The following is a 16,749-nucleotide window of genomic DNA, read 5'->3' on the forward strand; positions in this document are numbered from 1 at the left end:
TCCCACCCGGCTTTCACCGGGCGGGCCGGCGACAAGGCTAACAGGTCGAGCGCTCCCGCCGCGAACCACCCCGCCACCCTGGCCCCAGCAAGATCCGTGCAGTTTCCCCGATGTTGCTGGCTCCGGAGCGGCCGAGGCAGCAGCTTCCCCGAACTTGTCGCCTCACCCGGCGGCGGGGGTAGGTTCAGGCGCTGTGGGAGCCGGGGCCGGCCTCGTAGGGGCGGCCACGCAGGCCACCGGCCCGGCGGTAGGAGACCGAGCCGCTGCCGCTGGCTGCCTGCGGGAGGTCGGCTGGGCGGTCCAGGCCCATCGCGCTGCGCCGGACGGATTCCCGCTGGGCCGCCAGGCGGCGCTGCGCCTCCCGGCGGGCAGCCGCCCGGCGTGCCTGCTCCCGGCGCACCTCGGCCTGGCGGGCGGCCAACCACGCGGCCTCGCGGGCCCGGGCCCGGCGTCGGCGACGGTCGGTCACCGCGCGGGCGCGCAGGTGTACGACGTACACGATCAGCAGGGTGCCGGTGACCGCGAAGCCGATCCAGAAGCCGGGGCCCACGACCAGCACGCCGACCAGCTCGACGGCGTTGAGCAGCACCAGCGCGGCCAGCACCCGGCGGCGGCGGTAGATGGCCGGGGTGTGGTGGTGCCGCCGGTCGGGGCGGCGGCGGGACCGGCCCCCACCCGCCGGTACGGCGCGCAACCGGCTCGGCCGACCGGAACGTCGGGGCAGCGCTCGCCCAACCGCCTCACCGCGCGCCGCCGCCTCACCGCGCCCAACCGCCTCACCGCGCCCAACCGCCTCACCGCGCGTCGGCTCATCGCCGGAGCGGCCGTCACCTGCGTCACCAGCGGGACGTGAGCGCGGCACCCGGCCGGGTGCCTCACCCGAACGAGGCGGGGCGGGAACCGCGCGCCGCAGGGCGGGCGGGCCGGAGACCGGGGTGGCGAGTTCCCCCGAGTCGGGATCCTCGCTGAGGGTGATCACCAGGGCGCGGGACGGGTTGACCGGTCGCCGGCCGGGGACAGTGCGACGACGCCGGCGGCGCTGGAGCACCCGCGCCGTCGACTGCGCCCGCTCCGCCACCAGCCGCTCGGCGGCGTCGTACCGACGAACCAGCGCCGGCGCGAGGGCGAGCAGCCCGGCGGCGGCGAGGACGGCGAGGAGCACCGAGGTCGGCACCCTCACCCCTCCCGTCACCAGATTCGGAGCAAGCGTCGACCGGCCGCAGGATCTTTCACCGATCGGCGTCGGCGACGTTAATCATGCGGGCGGACAGCGCCTGCCGCAGCTTGCAGTTACTTGAGGTTACGGGTCACCGTCGCCGGAGCCGCCGCGCCGCGCCGATCCCGCACGTGGGACGGCTCACGGGGTACGGGCGCGCAGCCGGTGCCAGCGGGCCAGCAGGCCACCCTCGGCGGCGATCTCCTCGCTGGTCATCGCGTAGCCGATGTGATCGCGCCAGGCACCGTCGATGTGCATGTAGCGCGCGTGGTACGCCTCCTCGCGGAAGCCCAGCTTCTCCACCACCCGACGGGACGGCCGGTTCTCGGGGCGGATGTTGACCTCGATCCGGTGCAACCCGCCGGAGCCGAAGGCGTGGTCGACGGCCAGAGCCAGCGCGGTGGGGATGACCCCCCGTCCGGCGACCCGCCGGTCCACCCAGTAGCCGACGTACCCGGAACAGAAGGCCCGACGCACGATGTTGCCCACGTTGATGTGACCGACCAGCCGCTCCACGCCGTCCACCTGTAGGCAGACCGCGAACGGCATCCCCTCGCCGGTACGCCCCGAGCGTCGCTGGTCGCGATAGACCCAGCGGAACGTCGCCGGGGAGTTCAGGTCGTCCCAGTCACCGGGTAGCGACGACTCCCAGGGAGCCAGCCACTCCCGGTTGGCCCGACGCACCTGCGACCAGGCCGCCGCGTCCGACCGCCGGTACGGCCGCAGCAGCACCGGGCCGTCGGAGAGCACAGCCGGCCAGCCAGGCGACCGTCGGAACACCGAACCTCCACTCCCGAGCCTCACCGGCGGCGGTCCAGCAGCAACACGTCGACGGTGGAGCCGGCGGCGGCGGCGGTCACCCGCTCGCCGAGAACGAGAAGTCCGTTCGCCTCTGCCAGGCCGGAGAGCGTGAACGGGCCGCCATTGAGCGGCTGAACAGTGTAACCCCCGCCACGCCGCTCAGCGACGTGCGCGGGCCGGAACTCGCGCAGCCCGGCCGGCGAGGAGACGGTCTCCAGCAGGTGCGCCCGTACGCTGGGACGGAAGACCGGCTCGGCGCCGGCCAGCAGGTTGATCGCCGGCCGGGCCAGCACCTCGAAGCCGATCATCGCGGCCCCCGGGTCGCCGGGCAGACACACCACCGGCACCTCCTCGGCGCCGACGGTGCCGAAACCGAGGGCGGTACCCGGATATAGCGCCACGTCGGTGAAGGTGACCGGACCGGCGCGGCTGCCCTCCCGGCGCGACAGGATCCGGCGGACCATGTCGCCCGGCCCGGTGCCGGTGCCGCCGGTCGTGATGATCAGGTCTGCCCGTAGCGTCTGGTCCTCCAGCAGCCCGCGCAGCCCCTCCGGGTCGTCGTCACAGATGCCCACCCGGTAGGCCAGCGCGCCCACCTCCGCCGCCGCGGCGGTCAGGGCGTGCGAGTTGGCGTCCACGACCTGACCGGGCTGGCTGGCCCGACCCACGTCGACGAGTTCGTCGCCGGTGGCCACGATCACCACGCGGGGGCTCGGACGTACCACCACGTGACCGATGCCGGTGGCGGCGAGCACCGCCACCAGCGCCGGCGAGACGTAGGTGCCGGAGCGGGCGAGCAGGGCCCCAGCGGCCACCTCCTCGCCCGTCCGACGGACCCCGTACCCCCGCTTCGGAACCCGGAAGATCTCCACCGCCGCCATGCCCTGGTCGGTCCACTCCACCGGGACGACCACGTCGGCGCCGATCGGCAGCGGCGCCCCGGCCGCCACCGAGAAGCACGAACCCGGGGTGAGTCGGACCGGCCGCCAGCTCGCCGCGCCGAGATCACCGACGACGTTGAGCCGTACGGTGCGACCGCCCGGCCGACTGGACTGGGCCGGGACGTATCCCACGCCCCGGCCTCCGCCCGCGATGTCCTCCCAGCGCGCGGCGTACCCGTCAACGGCCGCCTGGTGGAAGGCCGGGAACGAATGCGGGGCGACGACGTCCTCGGCGAGGACGTTGCCGTACGCCTGGGTGAGGTCGAGGTCGAGCGGAGGCAGCGCGCGCAACCTGCGCAGCACGCTGCCCAGGTAGTCGGCGAGCGGCGTCAACCCGTTTTCGGCCGCCTCGGCGTCGGCCGTCGCGGTCATGTATTCGGACCGCCCGACGCGTCGGAGTTGACGAACTCGGCCAGCCACTTGCGGAACTCGCTGCCCAGGTCCTCGCGGTCGGCGGCGATCTGGACCACGGTCTGCAGGTAGCCCAGCGGCATACCGGTGTCGTAACGGATGCCGCGGTAGACGATCGCGTGCACCGGTGTCCCCTCGGTACGCAGGATCTCCATCGCATCGGTCAGTTGGATCTCGCCGCCGCTGCCGGGCTGAGTCCGGCGGATCGCGTCGAAGATCTTGCCCGGCAGCACGTAGCGGCCGAGCACGGCGAGGTTGCTCGGGGCGTCCTCCGGCTTCGGCTTCTCCACCATGCCGGTCACCTTCACGACCTCACCGATGTCGGACAGCTCGGACTCGGCCGGCTCGACCGAGGCGATCCCGTACCGCTTCGTCTCCGCCGGGTCGACCTCGAAGAAGGCGAGCACCACCCCACCCGTACGTGCCTGGAGTTCCAGCATCGCCGGCAGCAGCGGCTCGCTGAGATTGACGAACTCGTCGCCGAGCAGCACCGCGAAGGGCTCGTTGCCGACGTGCGACTCGGCGTACCCGACGGCGTGCCCGAGACCCAACTGCTCCGGCTGGCGGCAGGTGTAGATGGACGCAAGTTCCTCGGTGCGCTTGACGGCGGCGAGCAGATCGGGTTTCTCCGCGAGGCGTTCCTCCAGGTCGGGGCGACGGTCGAAATGGTCCACCATCGACGTCTTGCCGCGACCGGTGATCAGCAGCACGTCGCCGATGCCGGCTTGGGCGGCTTCTTCGACGATGTACTGCAACACCGGACGGTCGACCACCGGCAGGAGTTCCTTGGGCACGGCCTTGGTGGCCGGCAGGAACCGGGTGGCCAGGCCGGCGGCCGGGATGACAGCCTTGACGGCACGGGGACGACCGGTGGCGGTGGCCGCTGAGGGGTTCGCTGAGTGCTCCGACATGTCGCGAGACTATCGGCCATGGCCCCACCTCGGCGGGTGAGGACCAGAAGACGCGCCGCCCGCCGGACCGGTTCTGCCGGTGCCGATGACCCCCCGGTCCGGCCGGCGGAACGCCGGTGGCCGCCCCCGCCCGGACCGACCTCGGACCCATCCGACAGACCGACGCCGACAGGTCCGGACCCGGCCCGGCAATCGCGGCCGACAGGTCAGGCGCCGGTCGCCGGGTCGGTGGCGACGGCCGGCATGTCCGGTCCGGCCCGGGGCAGTCCGTCGACGGGGCTGCGGGCCGCCGCCGGCACCGGTACCTCACGGGTCGGCGACGGCTCCCGGGCCGGTGCCAGTCGCCAGGTGTCCCGGCTGGCGGTCTTCGCGGCGTACAGCGCCTCGTCCGCCGCCGCCAACACCTGCGGGCCGGTGTCGGCGTGGTCGGGAAAGACGCCGATGCCGATGGAGACGGTCACCGGGATCAGCTCGCGGACACCGGCGTGCCCCACCGCCGTCACCGGAGTGTCGCGTACGGCCGCGCCGAGCCGCTCGGCGACGATGGTCGCGCCCCGGGCGTCGGTCTCCGGCAGCAGCACCACGAACTCCTCGCCGCCCCGGCGGAAGGCCAGGTCCACCTCGCGGATCTCACCGCGTACCCGCCGGGCGAACTCGGCCAGCACGGTGTCCCCGGCCGCGTGCCCGTACGTGTCGTTGACTCTCTTGAAGCGGTCCAGGTCGAGGGCGAGCACGCTGACCATGCGGCCGAACCGGCTGGCCCGTTCCACCTCCCGGCGCAGCGACTCCCGCAGGTACCGGTAGTTCCACAGCCCGGTCAGCGGGTCGGTGAGCGACAGTCGTTGCGCCTCCTCGTGTACGCGGACGTTGTCCACCGCGACCGCCGCGTGCCGGGCGAAGGTGCGCAAAGTGGCCAGGTCGTCGTCGTCGAACTCCTCTCCGCCGAGGCGGTCGTAGAGGGCCAGCACACCCAACACCACCTCCGCCGGTCGACCCGGCGGGCCGGCCACCGAGGCCACACCCGGCGCGTCGCCGGTCGCGTCCGGAGCGGCGAAGGGCACCGCGATGTACGTCCGGCAGCGCGGCTCGTCCGGTGCGGCTCCGGTCGATTCCAGCCGACCACGCCGGGACTTTCCGGTCGCGGCGACCGCGCCGACCACCCCGCTGCCCAGCGGCACCCGCAGCGGCGCGGCATCGGGCCCTCGGTCGTCGAGCCCCGCGCTGCACCGCGCGACGAGCTGCTCACCCTGCTCGGTGAGCAGTACGGCACCGGCCCGGGCCCCGGTCGCGGCGAGTGCGCTGTGCAGGATCACCCGCAGGATCCGAGGCAGGTCATGGGTGCTGGCCAGGGTGTCGCCGAGTACGGCCAGGTGGCCGCGCAGCTGGTCCCGGCTGCTGGCCAACGCCGCCAGGTAGCCACCCGTCTCGCGAGTCATCCGGTTGAAGGCGACGGCCAGCCGACCGATCTCGTCGCCGCTGCGTACCGGCACCCGGGCGGTGAGATCGCCGGTGGCGACCCGATCCGCCGCCTCGGCCAGTTCCACCAGCGGCCGGGTGGTGACCCGGGCCAGCCGCCAGGCCACGGCCACCCCCAGCAGGGCGGCGATCAGCACCATGGTGACCAGTACCGCGTGCAGGCCGGGCGGTTGTTCACTGGGTACGGAGAGCAGCAGTGGCAGCGGCTGTCCGGCGGTCGGGCCGGCACGGCGCACGTACCGACCGTCGGTGGTGCCGGTGACATGCTCGTCGCGCAGGGAGGCCGCAGCGTCGAGCAACGCGTCCCGACCGGTGCCGGACTCGGTGGTGTGTGCCACCTGGATGGGGGCGACCCCGTCGAGCAGGGTCACCGCCACCCCGGTCACCGCGGCGAGCCGTGCGACGAAGTCGGGATCGATCGGGAGGGCGGCAGCGACCGTACCGAGGGCCGAGCCGGCGGGGTCACGCAGCTGCACCCGCGCCACGAGGGCGCTCACCGGTCCGCCGGGCGCGGCCTGCGCCGTGCAGTCCCGCCAGGGAGCCGGGGGCGGGTCGGGAGTGGCGTAGCTGACCCGACCGGTCACGTCGGTGACGAGCACCGCGGTGGCCAGGCCCCGACTCACCACCTGAGCGGCGGCTGCGGCATGGTCGGCGGTGACGGCGACCGCGTCGGCGGCGGCGCGTAGCTGCTGGCAGAGGGCGTCGATCGAGGTACGTACGGCCGTGGCGGCCACCGCCAGCCGCTCGGTGGCACGGCTGCGGTCGACCGCCGCTACGGTGGAGGCGACGAAGACGGCACCGAGCAGGACCGGGCCGAGCGCCACCGCCAGGAAGGCTGCGGTCAACCGCCCGCGTAGCGTCAACGCTTCCCCTTCCCCCCGGAAGTTGCGCGACCGTTGCCTGCGATGCTGACACAGAGCGACGGCCGGACGAGCGTTGCGTGAGGAGTGTTGCGTGCCGGAATTTGCTGAGGGAGCGGAAGTGGCGCATGACGCAAAGCGCGTCGCGCGAGTAGAGCTGCTCGCGCGACGCCGCGCCCGCACCGAAGCCGAGCACGCGGCCACTGCGGCGCGTGTCCAGGCCGAGTTGGATTCCCTGGTACGCAGACTGCGGCCGGGCCGGGTGGTTGCGTACGCCCCGGTCGGTGGGGAACCGGGTGGGTCGGACCTGCCGACGCTGCTCGCCGACGCGCTGCCCGCCGGGGCGGATCTGCTGCTGCCGGTGCTTCGCGACGATCTCGATCTGGACTGGGCCCCCTGGGACGGGCCGCAGGCGATGGTCGCCGCCGGGCGGGGCATCCGCGAGCCGGCCGGGCCCCGGCTGGGCGTCGCGGCCGTCGCCACCGCCGACCTGGTGGTGGTGCCGGCGCTGGCGGTGGATCGACGTGGGATCCGCCTGGGTCGCGGCGGCGGGTCGTACGACCGCGCCCTGGCGCGGGTGCCGGCGACCGTCCTCACGGTGACGCCGCTGCACGACGGCGAGCTGCTGGCCGAGTTGCCGGCCGAGCCACACGACCAGCCGGTACGGGCGGTGATCACACCGGCTCGCGGCCTGCTGACCCTCTCGGGTGTCGTGCCCCACACTTCCGCTGGACGAATCGGGGGGCGATGACGCACCATTGGCACTCGAATACGTCGAGTGCCAACCGGCCGTCCCAGATCCGGAGGAGAACGTGCCCACGTACCAGTACGCCTGCACCGCGTGCGGTCACCAGCTCGAGGCGGTGCAGTCCTTCTCTGACCAGCCGCTGACCGACTGCCCGGCGTGCGAGGGACGACTGCGCAAGCTGTTCAACTCGGTCGGCATCGTCTTCAAGGGCTCGGGTTTCTACCGCACCGACTCCCGCTCCTCCGGCTCGGAGACCACGTCGAACGGGTCCACCGGCAAGTCGGAGTCGTCGTCGTCCGGCTCGGACTCCTCGAACTCCTCGTCGAGCGCTTCCAGTTCGTCCGGTTCCAGTTCGTCCGGTTCCGGTTCGTCCGGTTCCGGCTCGTCCGGTTCCGGCTCGTCCGGTTCCGGCTCGTCGGGAGGGTCCTCCGGCGGCACGAGCAAGGCAACGACCGCGGCCAGCCCCTCCTGACCGATCGGTACGCCCTGGCCGCAGGGCTGCACGGCATGGCCATCCCGCAGGCGGTGCCGCTGCCGGGCAGCCCGGCGGCCGGAGGCGTCATCCTGCACGGGGGCGGACGGGCTCAGTCCCAGTGTGGCGGGCGCTCGGCGAGCAGCCAGTCGTCGTTGCCGCCGGCACGCTCGCCCCACCCATGGTCGGTGTCGTCCGCGGTCTGTTCCGGCAGCACCACGAAGTCGTCGGTCAACTCCACCGCACGATCATCGTCACCCCGCCCGTCGGGTTCGCGAATGCTCACGAGCGGCAACCCTAACGCAGCTGCGGCACTGAGAATCCGAGCAGCTTCGGCGAAGGTGCTGGGTCTCGGTCGCGGGAGACAGCACTATCGCCGAAGTTGTCCGAGTCGGCCCTACGGGCGCGGCCTGACGGTGCGGCGACGAGGTGGTTGGTAGCGTCGGACGACGTGACGATGCCCCGCCCCGGTCTGGATCCCGACGAACCTTGGCGCCGGCCCGATGACGGCGGTGGCCTGACCGACACCACCAACCCGACTCACACCTCGGCCCCGGGCACCCCAAGCCCGAGCCACGGCCTGAACCCGAGCGGCGGACTGAGTCCCGGCGGCCCCCCAGCCCCGAGCCCCGGGCAGGTCTTCTCGGGCGGAACGGGCGGCTACAGCGGGCCGCCGCCCACCACCGCGCCACCACCCGGTTGGCGGCCCCCGGTGCACCTGCAAGGGGCACCACCCCGCCAGCTACCGGCCCAGGACCTGGCCAGCCTGGAAGCACAGGAGCAGCAGGCGCAGCGGGTCACCTGGACCGTCGGCGCGGTCGCCGGAGCCATCCTGGTGGTGCTGACCTGTCTGCTCTGCACTCGGCTGCTGTTCTGAGGAGACACCGGGACTCCGTGGTGTCAGACGCCGCGCACGGCCTACTCGTAGGTGTTGCCCCAGACCATCTCGGAACCGGAGTGACCGGTGAGCCAGACGTAGACGAGCGCGGCGACGCCCAGGCTCAGTACCACGACCGACAGCACCGCCGGCACCCAGCCGGGCAGCTTCGGCACCCGGGGGTGGTTGCTGGTGACGACCAGCAGCAGGATGACCACCAGGCCGAGTCCCAACGTCACCCGGTACAACACTTCGCCGTTCGCGGCATGCTCGTTGATCTTGCCGAGGATCTCGCCGGAGAATCCCCGCTCGATCTGCCGGGCCTGTAGCGCCTCACCGGACCTCGTGGCGACCCATGCGGTGATCGGCGCAACCACCGCCAGGACCGCCGCCGCCCAGTCCAACCGGGCGCGGAACCGGGGCAGCACGATGTACGCGAGGGCGAGCAGCACCAGCAGCGGCACGACGACGACTACCGCGTGCACGACCAGTACGTGCAGGGGCAGGCCCAGCGCCTTCTCGAACATCGGCACCTCCGAGATTGATCGTGGATGTCAGCGTACGGGCCTCTGCTTGATCAGCCCAACGCCCTGTTGCGTTACACGCAGGCCCGACCGCACGGGTTCAGTCGGTTCGCGTGGCACCCTTGACTGGTGGATACCGTCGACGTCGGCCTGTTCGGTCCCGGTTCGGTCACCTGGAAGCTGCACCAGGAGCCAATCCTGTTCGTCGCCGGTCTGCGTTCCCTCTACCTTCAGGCGTTGCATCCACGGGCGATGGCCGGAGTGGCGCAGAACAGCAACTACCGTCAGGACGCCTGGGGACGGCTGATCCGCACCGCCGACTACGTGGGCACCACCGTCTACGGCACCACCGACGAGGCGGAGCGGGCCGGACAGCGGCTACGTCGACTGCACGCCCGGCTGACCGCGGTTGATCCGGCCACCGGCGAGCGGTTCCGGATCGATGAGCCGGACCTGCTCCGCTGGGTACACGTCACGGAGGTGGAGTCGTTTCTCGACACCGCGCGGCGAGCCGGCGTAGCGCTGGACGCCAACGAGGTGGATCGCTATTACACCGAGCAGCGACGGGCCGCCGCGCTCGTCGGCCTGGTTCCGCAGACCGTGCCCGGCACCGCCGCCGAGGTGGCCGACTACTACCAGCGGATCCGGCCCGAGCTGCGGATGACCCGAGAGGCCGCCGAGACCGCCCTGTTCCTGACCGCTCCGCCCCTGCCGTGGAAGCTCGGCCTGCCGGCCCGGATCGGGTTGAATCTCGGCCCGCCCCGGTGGGCGTACCTGGGCATCGCCGGCACTGCGCTCGCCCTGCTGCCGCCCTGGGCACGGCGGCTGTACGGCGGACTGGGCCTGCCGACCACCGCGCTGTCGGCCGACGTGACGGTACGCGCACTGCGGCTCGCTCTCACCGCCCTGCCGCGCGACTGGCGGGAAGGCCCCATGCAGCGCGCCGCCAAGGAACGTGCGGCGCGACTCATCGCCGCCTCCACCTGACCCACCGCCTCCACCCGCCCGTCCGCCTCGAACGGCCGATGCGGTTCAGTCCTCCTCGGTCGCCGGCCCGGCGAAGCGTTCCACGGCGGCCCACGGCTCCTTGCCTGGTAGGGCGGCACCCGCTGGGCAGGTACGCCGGTAGTCGCACCAGGCGCAGCGGGGGCCGGGGGCGGTCGGGAAGGCATCGTCCGGATCCGCGCCGTCGGCGACGGACCGTTCGGCGGCCATGATGTCGCGGGCGGTCTCCTCCGCGCGGGTTACCTGCCGCGCCAACGACTCGGCACTGTGCTCGTGTGCGGCGACGGTGCCGCTCGGCAGGTGGTGCAACTCGACCCGGCGGCACGGCCGGCGAAAGACCCGCTCGGCCGCGTACGCGTACAGCGCGAGCGCCTGCGAGCCGCGCGCGTCGTCGCCGTCCAGCCCGGCGCGGCCGGTCTTGTAGTCGACGATGACCAGCTCGGGACCGTGCGGGCCGGGCCGGGAGTCGATCCGGTCGGCGCGGCCGTTGAAGGCCAGCACCCCGGTCTTGACCGCCACCACCCGTTCCACCCCGATCGGCTCGTCGGCCGGATCCAGCCCACCGACGTACGCCTCCAGCCAGCCGAGCGCCCGCCGGTAGGCCGCGCGTTCCTGCTCGTCGTCGCGGTAGCCCTCGCGTACCCAGGTGCTCTTGAGCAGGGGCGGCAGCGCCTCCGGACGGCGTCGGTCGGCGGGCAGCGCGTACCAGTTCTTCAGGGCGGTGTGCACGCTCGCGCCGAGCGAGTTGTGTGCCCAGGGTGGGCCCTTCGGCGGCGCCGGACGGTCGACGTACGAGTGGCGGTAACGCCGTGGACAGTCGGTGTACGTGCCGAGGCGGCTCGGCGTGCAGACGAAAAGGCGCTCCGGCATGCCGTCGAAGCCGAGTTGCTCGGGCTGCGCGTCACGGGGCCGGGGCGCGCGGCCACCGGCGGCGGGTCGTCCGGCTGGAGAGGCTCGTCGCACGACCTGATCCTGCCATCCACCCCCGACAGACCGGACGGGCCGGTCAGCCGGCGCCGTTGTACTGAGCCACGAAGGCCGCGATCGCGTCCGCGATGAGCTGTACGGCGATCGCCGCCAGCAGCAGGCCGGCGATCCGGGTGAGCACCTCGATCCCGCCCGGACGCAGCACCTTCACGATGCCTCCGGAGAATCGCAGCACGATCCAGACGGTGAGCATCACCGCGACGATGGCGGCGGCGATCGCGGAGAAGTCGCCCGCCCCGTCGGCCCGCTGGACGAAGAGCATCGTCGCCACGATCGCGCCGGGCCCGGCCAGCAACGGCGTACCGAGCGGCACCAGGGCGATGTTGGCGGTGGCCTGTTTGGTCGGGTCGTCGGTCTTGCCGGTCAACAGTTCCAGCGCCACCAGGATCAGCAACAGCCCACCGGCCGCCTGCAGCGCCGGCAGGTCGACATGCAGGTAGGCGAGCAGGGTCTGACCCGCCACCGCGAAGATCACGATCACGCCCAGCGCCAGGGTGACCGCCTGCCAGGCAGCCCGGTTGCGCTCCCGCGCGGACAGCGGGCCGGTCAACGCCAGGAAGATCGGCATCATGCCGGGCGGGTCGACGATCACCAGCAGGGTCACGAAGACCTCGCCGAAGAGCTTGAGATCCACCCGGTCACCGTAGCCGTGCCGGTCGGCGTCGAAACCCAGGTCAGCCCGACGCGACCTCGGTCACCCCGGAGGAGGCGGCGACGATCCGTTCGTACGCGTCGACGCCGGTGGTGAAGGCACCGAGCCGTACCGTCTTGTGACTGCCGTGGAAATCCGAAGAACCGGTCACCAGCAGGCCCAGTTCGGCGGCGAGACCGCGTACGTGGGCCCGCTCGGCGGGCGAATGGTCCTCGTGGTCGGCCTCCAGACCGACCAGCCCCGCCTCGGCCAGTTCGGCGATCATCTCGTCGGGCACGATCCGGCCGCGCCGGCTTGCCCGGGGATGGGCGAACACCGCCACGCCGCCGGCCGCCCGGATCAGCCGTACGGCCCGAAACACGTCGATGTCCTCCTTGGGCAGCCGGTACCGCTCCCCCAGCCAGTCCGGCCCGAACGCCTCAGTGGTGGTGGCGACCAGACCGGCCCGGATGAGCGCCTGGGCGATGTGCGGCCGGCCCACCGTCCCGCTGCCGGCCAGGGCCAGGATCTCCGGCCAGTTCACATCGATGCCGTCGGTACGCAGCAGGTCCACCATCCGCTCGCCCCGGGCCAGCCGCGCCGCGCGCAGCCGGGTCAGCTCGGCGACCAGTTCCGGGTGCGCCGGATCGAAGAGGTACGCGAGCAGGTGCAGGGGCACCGGGGGCTGCTCGCCGTCCCATCGGCAGGAAAGCTCCGCGCCACGGACCAGCCGCAGCCCGGGCGGCAGGGCACGCAGCGCCGGCTTCCAGCCGTCGGTGGTGTCGTGGTCCGTGATCGCCACCACGTCCAGTCCCGCCGCGGCGGCGGAACGCATCAGTTCGGCCGGGTCGAGCGTGCCGTCGCTGGCCGTGGAATGCGTGTGCAGGTCGATCCGGGAGGTCATTGCCCGCGGTCACCGCATACCCGGTCAGCCACCGCTCACCACCACCGGTAGCTCGTCGGCGGGGAGGCCGGGCAGGGCGGTCGGCGCGGCGGGACGGCCTGCGGTGACCCGGTCGACGGCCACCTGCACCAGACCACCGGCGGCGTCCGCGTAATAGGCCGTGTCGGACACATTCCAGACCACGGCGCCGGTCATCGGCGGCCCGGCGGGTCGTACCCCGGCGGACGTGTCGAGCTTGGCCAGGTCCACCAGCAGCGCCGAGTCCTCACCCGCCGACCGCCCGTTGACCAGCAGCCAGCGCCCGTCCGGCGACACCGCACCCCGGCCGTCACCGGACGACTCCGGCCCGCAGTCCGGCTGGCTCGGCCCGAGATCCCGGGCCGGTTCGAGCAGGGTGAGGCAGGCGGGCAGCCCGGCGCCTGGCGTGATCTCACCGACCAGGCGTCCGTCGGGCAGCGCACCGAAGATGTGGGTACTGGCCCGGTCAGCGCCCTGGGGCAGTGGGCCGGGGCTCAGCGGCCACAGCACGTGCCCGGGACGGTCGGGCGTCAACCTGACCAGCACGGCACCATTGACGAACCGCAGCGGCACCGCCTCGGCCGGTGCCTCGGCCCGCACGGTGGTGGCAAGCTCGCCGTCGACGATCCCAGCGGCCGCCAGCACCGTGCCCTGTTTCCAGGCGACCTGCCGGCCGACTGCGTCCAGAACGATCTCGTCGGCACCGGCCAGCAGCACGTGCGCGGTGCCGTCCGCAGCCACCGCCCAGAGGAACCGCCCGGCCAGGGTCGGTGCTCCGACGGCCAACCAGCCATGGCCGTCGGTGAGTCGATGTGCCCGTTCCACCTCGCCGGTGCCGAGCAGCGGCACCCGTCGGCCCTGCGCGGTGACGATCGACCCGTCAATCAACAGGTCGACCTCGGCGAGTGGGGGCGCGGTGTCCGGCCCGGGCGGCGGGATGATGCGATCGACGAGCGGCCGTTGATCCGGGTCTCCGAGCACCACCGTGCCGCCCGCCGGTGGCCGGTTGTCACGCAGGTGCAGGCTGCCCCCACTGACCGCCACGATCGCCAGCACGGCCAGGCCGACGCCGGCCAGGGTTCGGCGGCGCTGCACCCGGTTGGCCCTTCGGATGGCCGCACCGGCTGGATCGGTGGCGACCGCACGCGTTACGGCTGCCCGCCGGGACAACATCTCCCGGAGGGCGCCTTCCAGGTCATCGGGCGGCACGCCCAATGAACGATCCGGGAGCCGGCTCTGGTTGTCATGAGCTGGTGGCTCGTGCTTCACCGTCGCTCTCCGACCAGCGCGCCGTCGGGCTGCCCCGCCGACCCGGTCGGCGGTGCGGTCGGCTCCGTCCTGCTGGTCGGCCTGGCCGTCGGCTCCGTCCTGGCGACTGGCTGCTCGGCTGGCTCCGGCCTGCCCGCGCGCGGACCGAAGGCTTCCTCCGCACCGATCCGCCGACGCAGCGTGGCCAGTGCCCGGGAGGTCTGACTCTTCACGGTGCCCGGCGAGATCTCCAGCATGGCGGCGGTCTGCGCCTCCGACATGTCCTCGTAGAAACGCAGCACCAGCACCGCACGCTGTCGGGCGGGCAGCGCACGCAGGTGTCGCCAGAGCATGTCCCGGTCCAACTGGCGTTCGATCTCGTCGGTGGCGGCCTGTTCGGGCAGCACCTCGGTCGGCCGCTCACCGTGCCAGCGACGCCGCCACCAACTGGTCGAGGTGTTGACCATGACTCGTCGGGCGTAGGGCTCGATCGCCTCGATCCCGCCCAGTCGCCGCCACGCCAGATACGTCTTGGTCAGTGAGGTCTGGAGAAGATCCTCCGCGGTGCCCCAGTCCCCGGTGAGCAGGTACGCGGTACGCAGCAGGGCGCCGGAGCGGGCCGCGACGAAGTCGCGAAACTCGTCTTCCAGCGGGTTGCTGCTGGTCACACGCCACCTCCGTGCCTGATCCTGCCGCAGCGTGACCAGCGGGTCGAGGACGCAAGGTGCGCGAAATCTCCGGTGTTCGGTCAGGAAGTTTCAGGCACCGTCGTCGGCCTTCGCCTCGTCCTGCTCCTTGCCCAACCGGGCCTCGACCGCCTGCGGCTCGTACATCTCCTCGACGACGCGCAGATAGAGCTCGTTGGGGTTGGGCAGGTTCTTGACCTCGCGTAGCGCCTGCTCCTGACCGGCGGACTCCAGCACGAAGGTGCCGTAGTTGAACGTGCGACCGGCCGGCGTCTGTTCGTACTTCATGTCGGTCACCCGGGTCAGGGGCATCATCGCCACCTTCCGGGTGACGATGCCGTTGACCACCATCACCCGTTTGTTGGTCAGGATGAAGCGGTCGTACCACCAGTCGGCGACCCGCCACGCCACCCAGCCCATCACCGCGAACCAGAGCAGCACCGCGATCGTGGTGAGCGCGCCGACGTCCTGGCCGGCGAGGAAGCCGGAGAGGTAGCCGAGCACGAAGGTGGCCGCGATGCCGACGATGATCGGGGTGACGAGGTGGACCCAGTGCCGCTTCCACTCGCCCCGGTACCGCTCGGTCGGGAACAGGTACCGGGCGACCAATGAGCTGGGTTCGTCCTCCAGCGGCAGCACCCGGCGGGGGGTGGTGCCGCTGGCATCGGTGCGCAGGCCGGCCAGCTCCTCCTCGGAGATCTCCGGGGACAGGTAACCGGCCTCCGGGTCGCGTGCCCACGCCCGACCCGACCGACCCTCGCCGGCGTACGGACCGTCGCCGTAGCCGGCATCGTCGGAGAAGGACGGACCGTCGGAGCGACGGGGGCCGGCACCGGAGCCCGGCCCGTCGTCCGGATCGATTCGAGGAATCGGCTCTGTGTCGCGTTCCCGGCGGGCCCGGTCGGGATCGTCGGGATCGAAGGGTGGGCCGGAGGGGCTTCCCATCGCTGGCTAGGCGACCAGTGAGGTGAAGAAGTCGCCGAAGCCTTGGGCGATGTCCATGATGCCGCCACCTAGCGACTTGAACACGTCCGCAGCGGAATTTGGCCGGTAGGCGACGAAGAAGATCAAGAATGCAATTCCGGCCCAGGTGAGGACCTTCTTGACCATGGCGGGCCATCCTCTCGCGCGGCGCCGGGTCCCATTACCGCAGCGGCACCCAGAGTATCAGCGTGGTGTCTTACCGTGAATATCTGCGTCCGTTCTCCGACATTCCGGGAGACTTGTCAAGCCTTCCCGTGCAGATACGGAGATGGTGCGCCGTACACGAGCTCGGGCGGCGTCCACTCGACCAGGTCGTGCAGCAGCACGTCCTCCGCGAGCAGATGCCCCGCACTCGCCGGCCAGGCTATCGCATAGAGCCACATTCCCCGAGCCTCGCCGGCGTACGCGCTTCGATCCGGTAGCGAGTTCACCAACCACAGTGGAGTTGGGTGACCCGCCACCCTGATCCCGGCACGTCCGACGTGGCCGGGATGCCCCGGGCCCGGGTCGGTCAGCGCCTCCGCCAGTTCCGGACCGGCGTCCGGGCCGGGCACCCCAGCGTATCGCGTGCCCAGTCCCACACCGGGCTCCTCGGCCACGAAGACCAGGTCCGCCGGCCCACCTCCCAACGGGGCCGGCCCGGCACAGGCGACCGCCGTGGCGCGTACCCCGAGCCGGTCGTCGCCGGCCCACGCCACTCCCGTGGTGGTCCAACCCGGAGGCAGCGGCCATGGACACCACAGCGGAACCGCCGGCCGCTGCGGCTGGGCTGCGGTCTGGATATGTTCGACCACGCTGGCCACGATCTCGGCATCGATGTGCTCGGGAACGTGCAGCGGGGCCACCGGCCCACAGTCGGGGCAGCGGGATTCCGGATACATGAGGTCCGGTGCCCGCACCGACCCGCCGCATCTGGGACAACTCACCTCAACCGTCACCACTCCACCGTCGCCCCCTGGCCGCTCCCCGTCAAGCCGAGCGCCCCCATCCCCTCAACCCAGCCTCCTCACCGAACGCCTCACTGCTCGATCATGCGGTCGTTTCCCCGC

19 protein-coding genes and 1 pseudogene are annotated in these 16,749 nt (G+C 72.3%); 4 read left to right on the plus strand and 16 right to left on the minus strand.

The features are described from left to right. Positions 1-184: 184 nt before the first annotated feature. The 5 genes from AC2CHE_RS11525 to AC2CHE_RS11545 form a co-directional block, all read right to left on the minus strand. Positions 185-1,174: a divisome protein SepX/GlpR gene (locus tag AC2CHE_RS11525; protein ID WP_484504950.1), complete on the minus strand. Its 990-nt coding sequence runs from the start codon at positions 1,172-1,174 to the stop codon at positions 185-187. A 183-nt stretch (positions 1,175-1,357) separates the two neighbouring features. After that, positions 1,358-1,966, minus strand: coding sequence for a GNAT family N-acetyltransferase (locus tag AC2CHE_RS11530; RefSeq protein ID WP_484504951.1), 609 nt, complete (start codon positions 1,964-1,966; stop codon positions 1,358-1,360). Between the two features lie 50 nt (positions 1,967-2,016). Beyond that, on the minus strand, positions 2,017-3,330 hold the full coding sequence (locus AC2CHE_RS11535) for a molybdopterin molybdotransferase MoeA (RefSeq protein WP_484504898.1): 1,314 nt from the start codon (positions 3,328-3,330) through the stop codon (positions 2,017-2,019). Next, positions 3,327-4,280, minus strand: a complete 954-nt coding sequence (locus tag AC2CHE_RS11540) for a UTP--glucose-1-phosphate uridylyltransferase (RefSeq protein ID WP_484504899.1) — start codon at positions 4,278-4,280, stop codon at positions 3,327-3,329. The genes AC2CHE_RS11535 and AC2CHE_RS11540 overlap by 4 nt, the downstream gene beginning before the upstream one ends. Positions 4,281-4,486: 206 nt before the next feature. After that, on the minus strand, positions 4,487-6,580 hold the full coding sequence (locus AC2CHE_RS11545; protein WP_484504952.1) for a GGDEF domain-containing protein: 2,094 nt from the start codon (positions 6,578-6,580) through the stop codon (positions 4,487-4,489). 130 nt (positions 6,581-6,710) lie between these two features. Between AC2CHE_RS11545 and AC2CHE_RS11550 the strand changes: the two genes are divergently transcribed. Then, a complete protein-coding gene (locus tag AC2CHE_RS11550) occupies positions 6,711-7,367 on the plus strand; it encodes a 5-formyltetrahydrofolate cyclo-ligase (protein WP_484504900.1) in 657 nt (218 codons plus the stop codon). A 61-nt stretch (positions 7,368-7,428) separates the two neighbouring features. Continuing rightward, positions 7,429-7,569: pseudogene (locus AC2CHE_RS11555) on the plus strand (FmdB family zinc ribbon protein); the annotation flags it as partial. Positions 7,570-7,583: 14 nt separating this feature from the next. On the opposite strand, the gene AC2CHE_RS11560 reads toward AC2CHE_RS11555, so the two are convergent. Together AC2CHE_RS11560 and AC2CHE_RS11565 are read right to left on the minus strand one after the other, a co-directional pair. Then, a complete protein-coding gene (locus AC2CHE_RS11560; RefSeq protein ID WP_484504958.1) occupies positions 7,584-7,934 on the minus strand; it encodes a hypothetical protein in 351 nt (116 codons plus the stop codon). A 14-nt stretch (positions 7,935-7,948) separates the two neighbouring features. Further along, entirely contained in the window at positions 7,949-8,122 is a 174-nt protein-coding gene (locus tag AC2CHE_RS11565) for a hypothetical protein (RefSeq protein WP_363923898.1), read from the minus strand. Positions 8,123-8,293: 171 nt separating this feature from the next. Between AC2CHE_RS11565 and AC2CHE_RS11570 the strand changes: the two genes are divergently transcribed. Next, positions 8,294-8,713, plus strand: a complete 420-nt coding sequence (locus AC2CHE_RS11570; RefSeq protein WP_484504953.1) for a hypothetical protein — start codon at positions 8,294-8,296, stop codon at positions 8,711-8,713. A 41-nt stretch (positions 8,714-8,754) separates the two neighbouring features. On the opposite strand, the gene AC2CHE_RS11575 is transcribed toward AC2CHE_RS11570, so the two are convergent. Further along, positions 8,755-9,240 carry a DUF2231 domain-containing protein gene (locus AC2CHE_RS11575; RefSeq protein ID WP_484504901.1) on the minus strand — a complete coding sequence of 162 codons (486 nt, stop codon included), beginning with the start codon at positions 9,238-9,240 and terminating at the stop codon, positions 8,755-8,757. A 126-nt stretch (positions 9,241-9,366) separates the two neighbouring features. Here AC2CHE_RS11575 and AC2CHE_RS11580 point away from each other — a divergent pair, with 126 nt between their 5' ends. After that, on the plus strand, positions 9,367-10,224 hold the full coding sequence (locus tag AC2CHE_RS11580; protein WP_484504902.1) for an oxygenase MpaB family protein: 858 nt from the start codon (positions 9,367-9,369) through the stop codon (positions 10,222-10,224). A gap of 45 nt (positions 10,225-10,269) precedes the next feature. Here AC2CHE_RS11580 and AC2CHE_RS11585 read toward each other — a convergent pair whose 3' ends face one another. From AC2CHE_RS11585 to AC2CHE_RS11620, 8 genes are all read right to left on the minus strand, one after another. Continuing rightward, positions 10,270-11,112: a RecB family exonuclease gene (locus AC2CHE_RS11585; RefSeq protein ID WP_484504954.1), complete on the minus strand. Its 843-nt coding sequence runs from the start codon at positions 11,110-11,112 to the stop codon at positions 10,270-10,272. A gap of 136 nt (positions 11,113-11,248) precedes the next feature. Then, positions 11,249-11,863 (minus strand): MarC family protein, encoded by a 615-nt coding sequence (locus AC2CHE_RS11590; RefSeq protein WP_484504903.1) that lies wholly within the window; start codon positions 11,861-11,863, stop codon positions 11,249-11,251. Positions 11,864-11,903: 40 nt separating this feature from the next. Then, positions 11,904-12,764, minus strand: coding sequence for a PHP domain-containing protein (locus tag AC2CHE_RS11595; RefSeq protein WP_484504904.1), 861 nt, complete (start codon positions 12,762-12,764; stop codon positions 11,904-11,906). Between the two features lie 24 nt (positions 12,765-12,788). Further along, entirely contained in the window at positions 12,789-13,991 is a 1,203-nt protein-coding gene (locus AC2CHE_RS11600; protein ID WP_484504905.1) for a hypothetical protein, read from the minus strand. Positions 13,992-14,047: 56 nt separating this feature from the next. After that, on the minus strand, positions 14,048-14,698 hold the full coding sequence (locus AC2CHE_RS11605) for a SigE family RNA polymerase sigma factor (RefSeq protein ID WP_484504906.1): 651 nt from the start codon (positions 14,696-14,698) through the stop codon (positions 14,048-14,050). Positions 14,699-14,788: 90 nt separating this feature from the next. Then, positions 14,789-15,661 (minus strand): PH domain-containing protein, encoded by an 873-nt coding sequence (locus AC2CHE_RS11610; protein ID WP_484504907.1) that lies wholly within the window; start codon positions 15,659-15,661, stop codon positions 14,789-14,791. Between the two features lie 6 nt (positions 15,662-15,667). Beyond that, complete coding sequence (locus AC2CHE_RS11615) at positions 15,668-15,826, minus strand: hypothetical protein (protein WP_007455302.1); 159 nt, start codon at positions 15,824-15,826, stop codon at positions 15,668-15,670. A 116-nt stretch (positions 15,827-15,942) separates the two neighbouring features. Beyond that, positions 15,943-16,641, minus strand: coding sequence for a DUF6758 family protein (locus tag AC2CHE_RS11620; protein ID WP_484504908.1), 699 nt, complete (start codon positions 16,639-16,641; stop codon positions 15,943-15,945). Positions 16,642-16,749 lie beyond the last annotated feature (108 nt).

It is taken from the genome of Micromonospora sp. ATLC16, assembly GCF_057196645.1.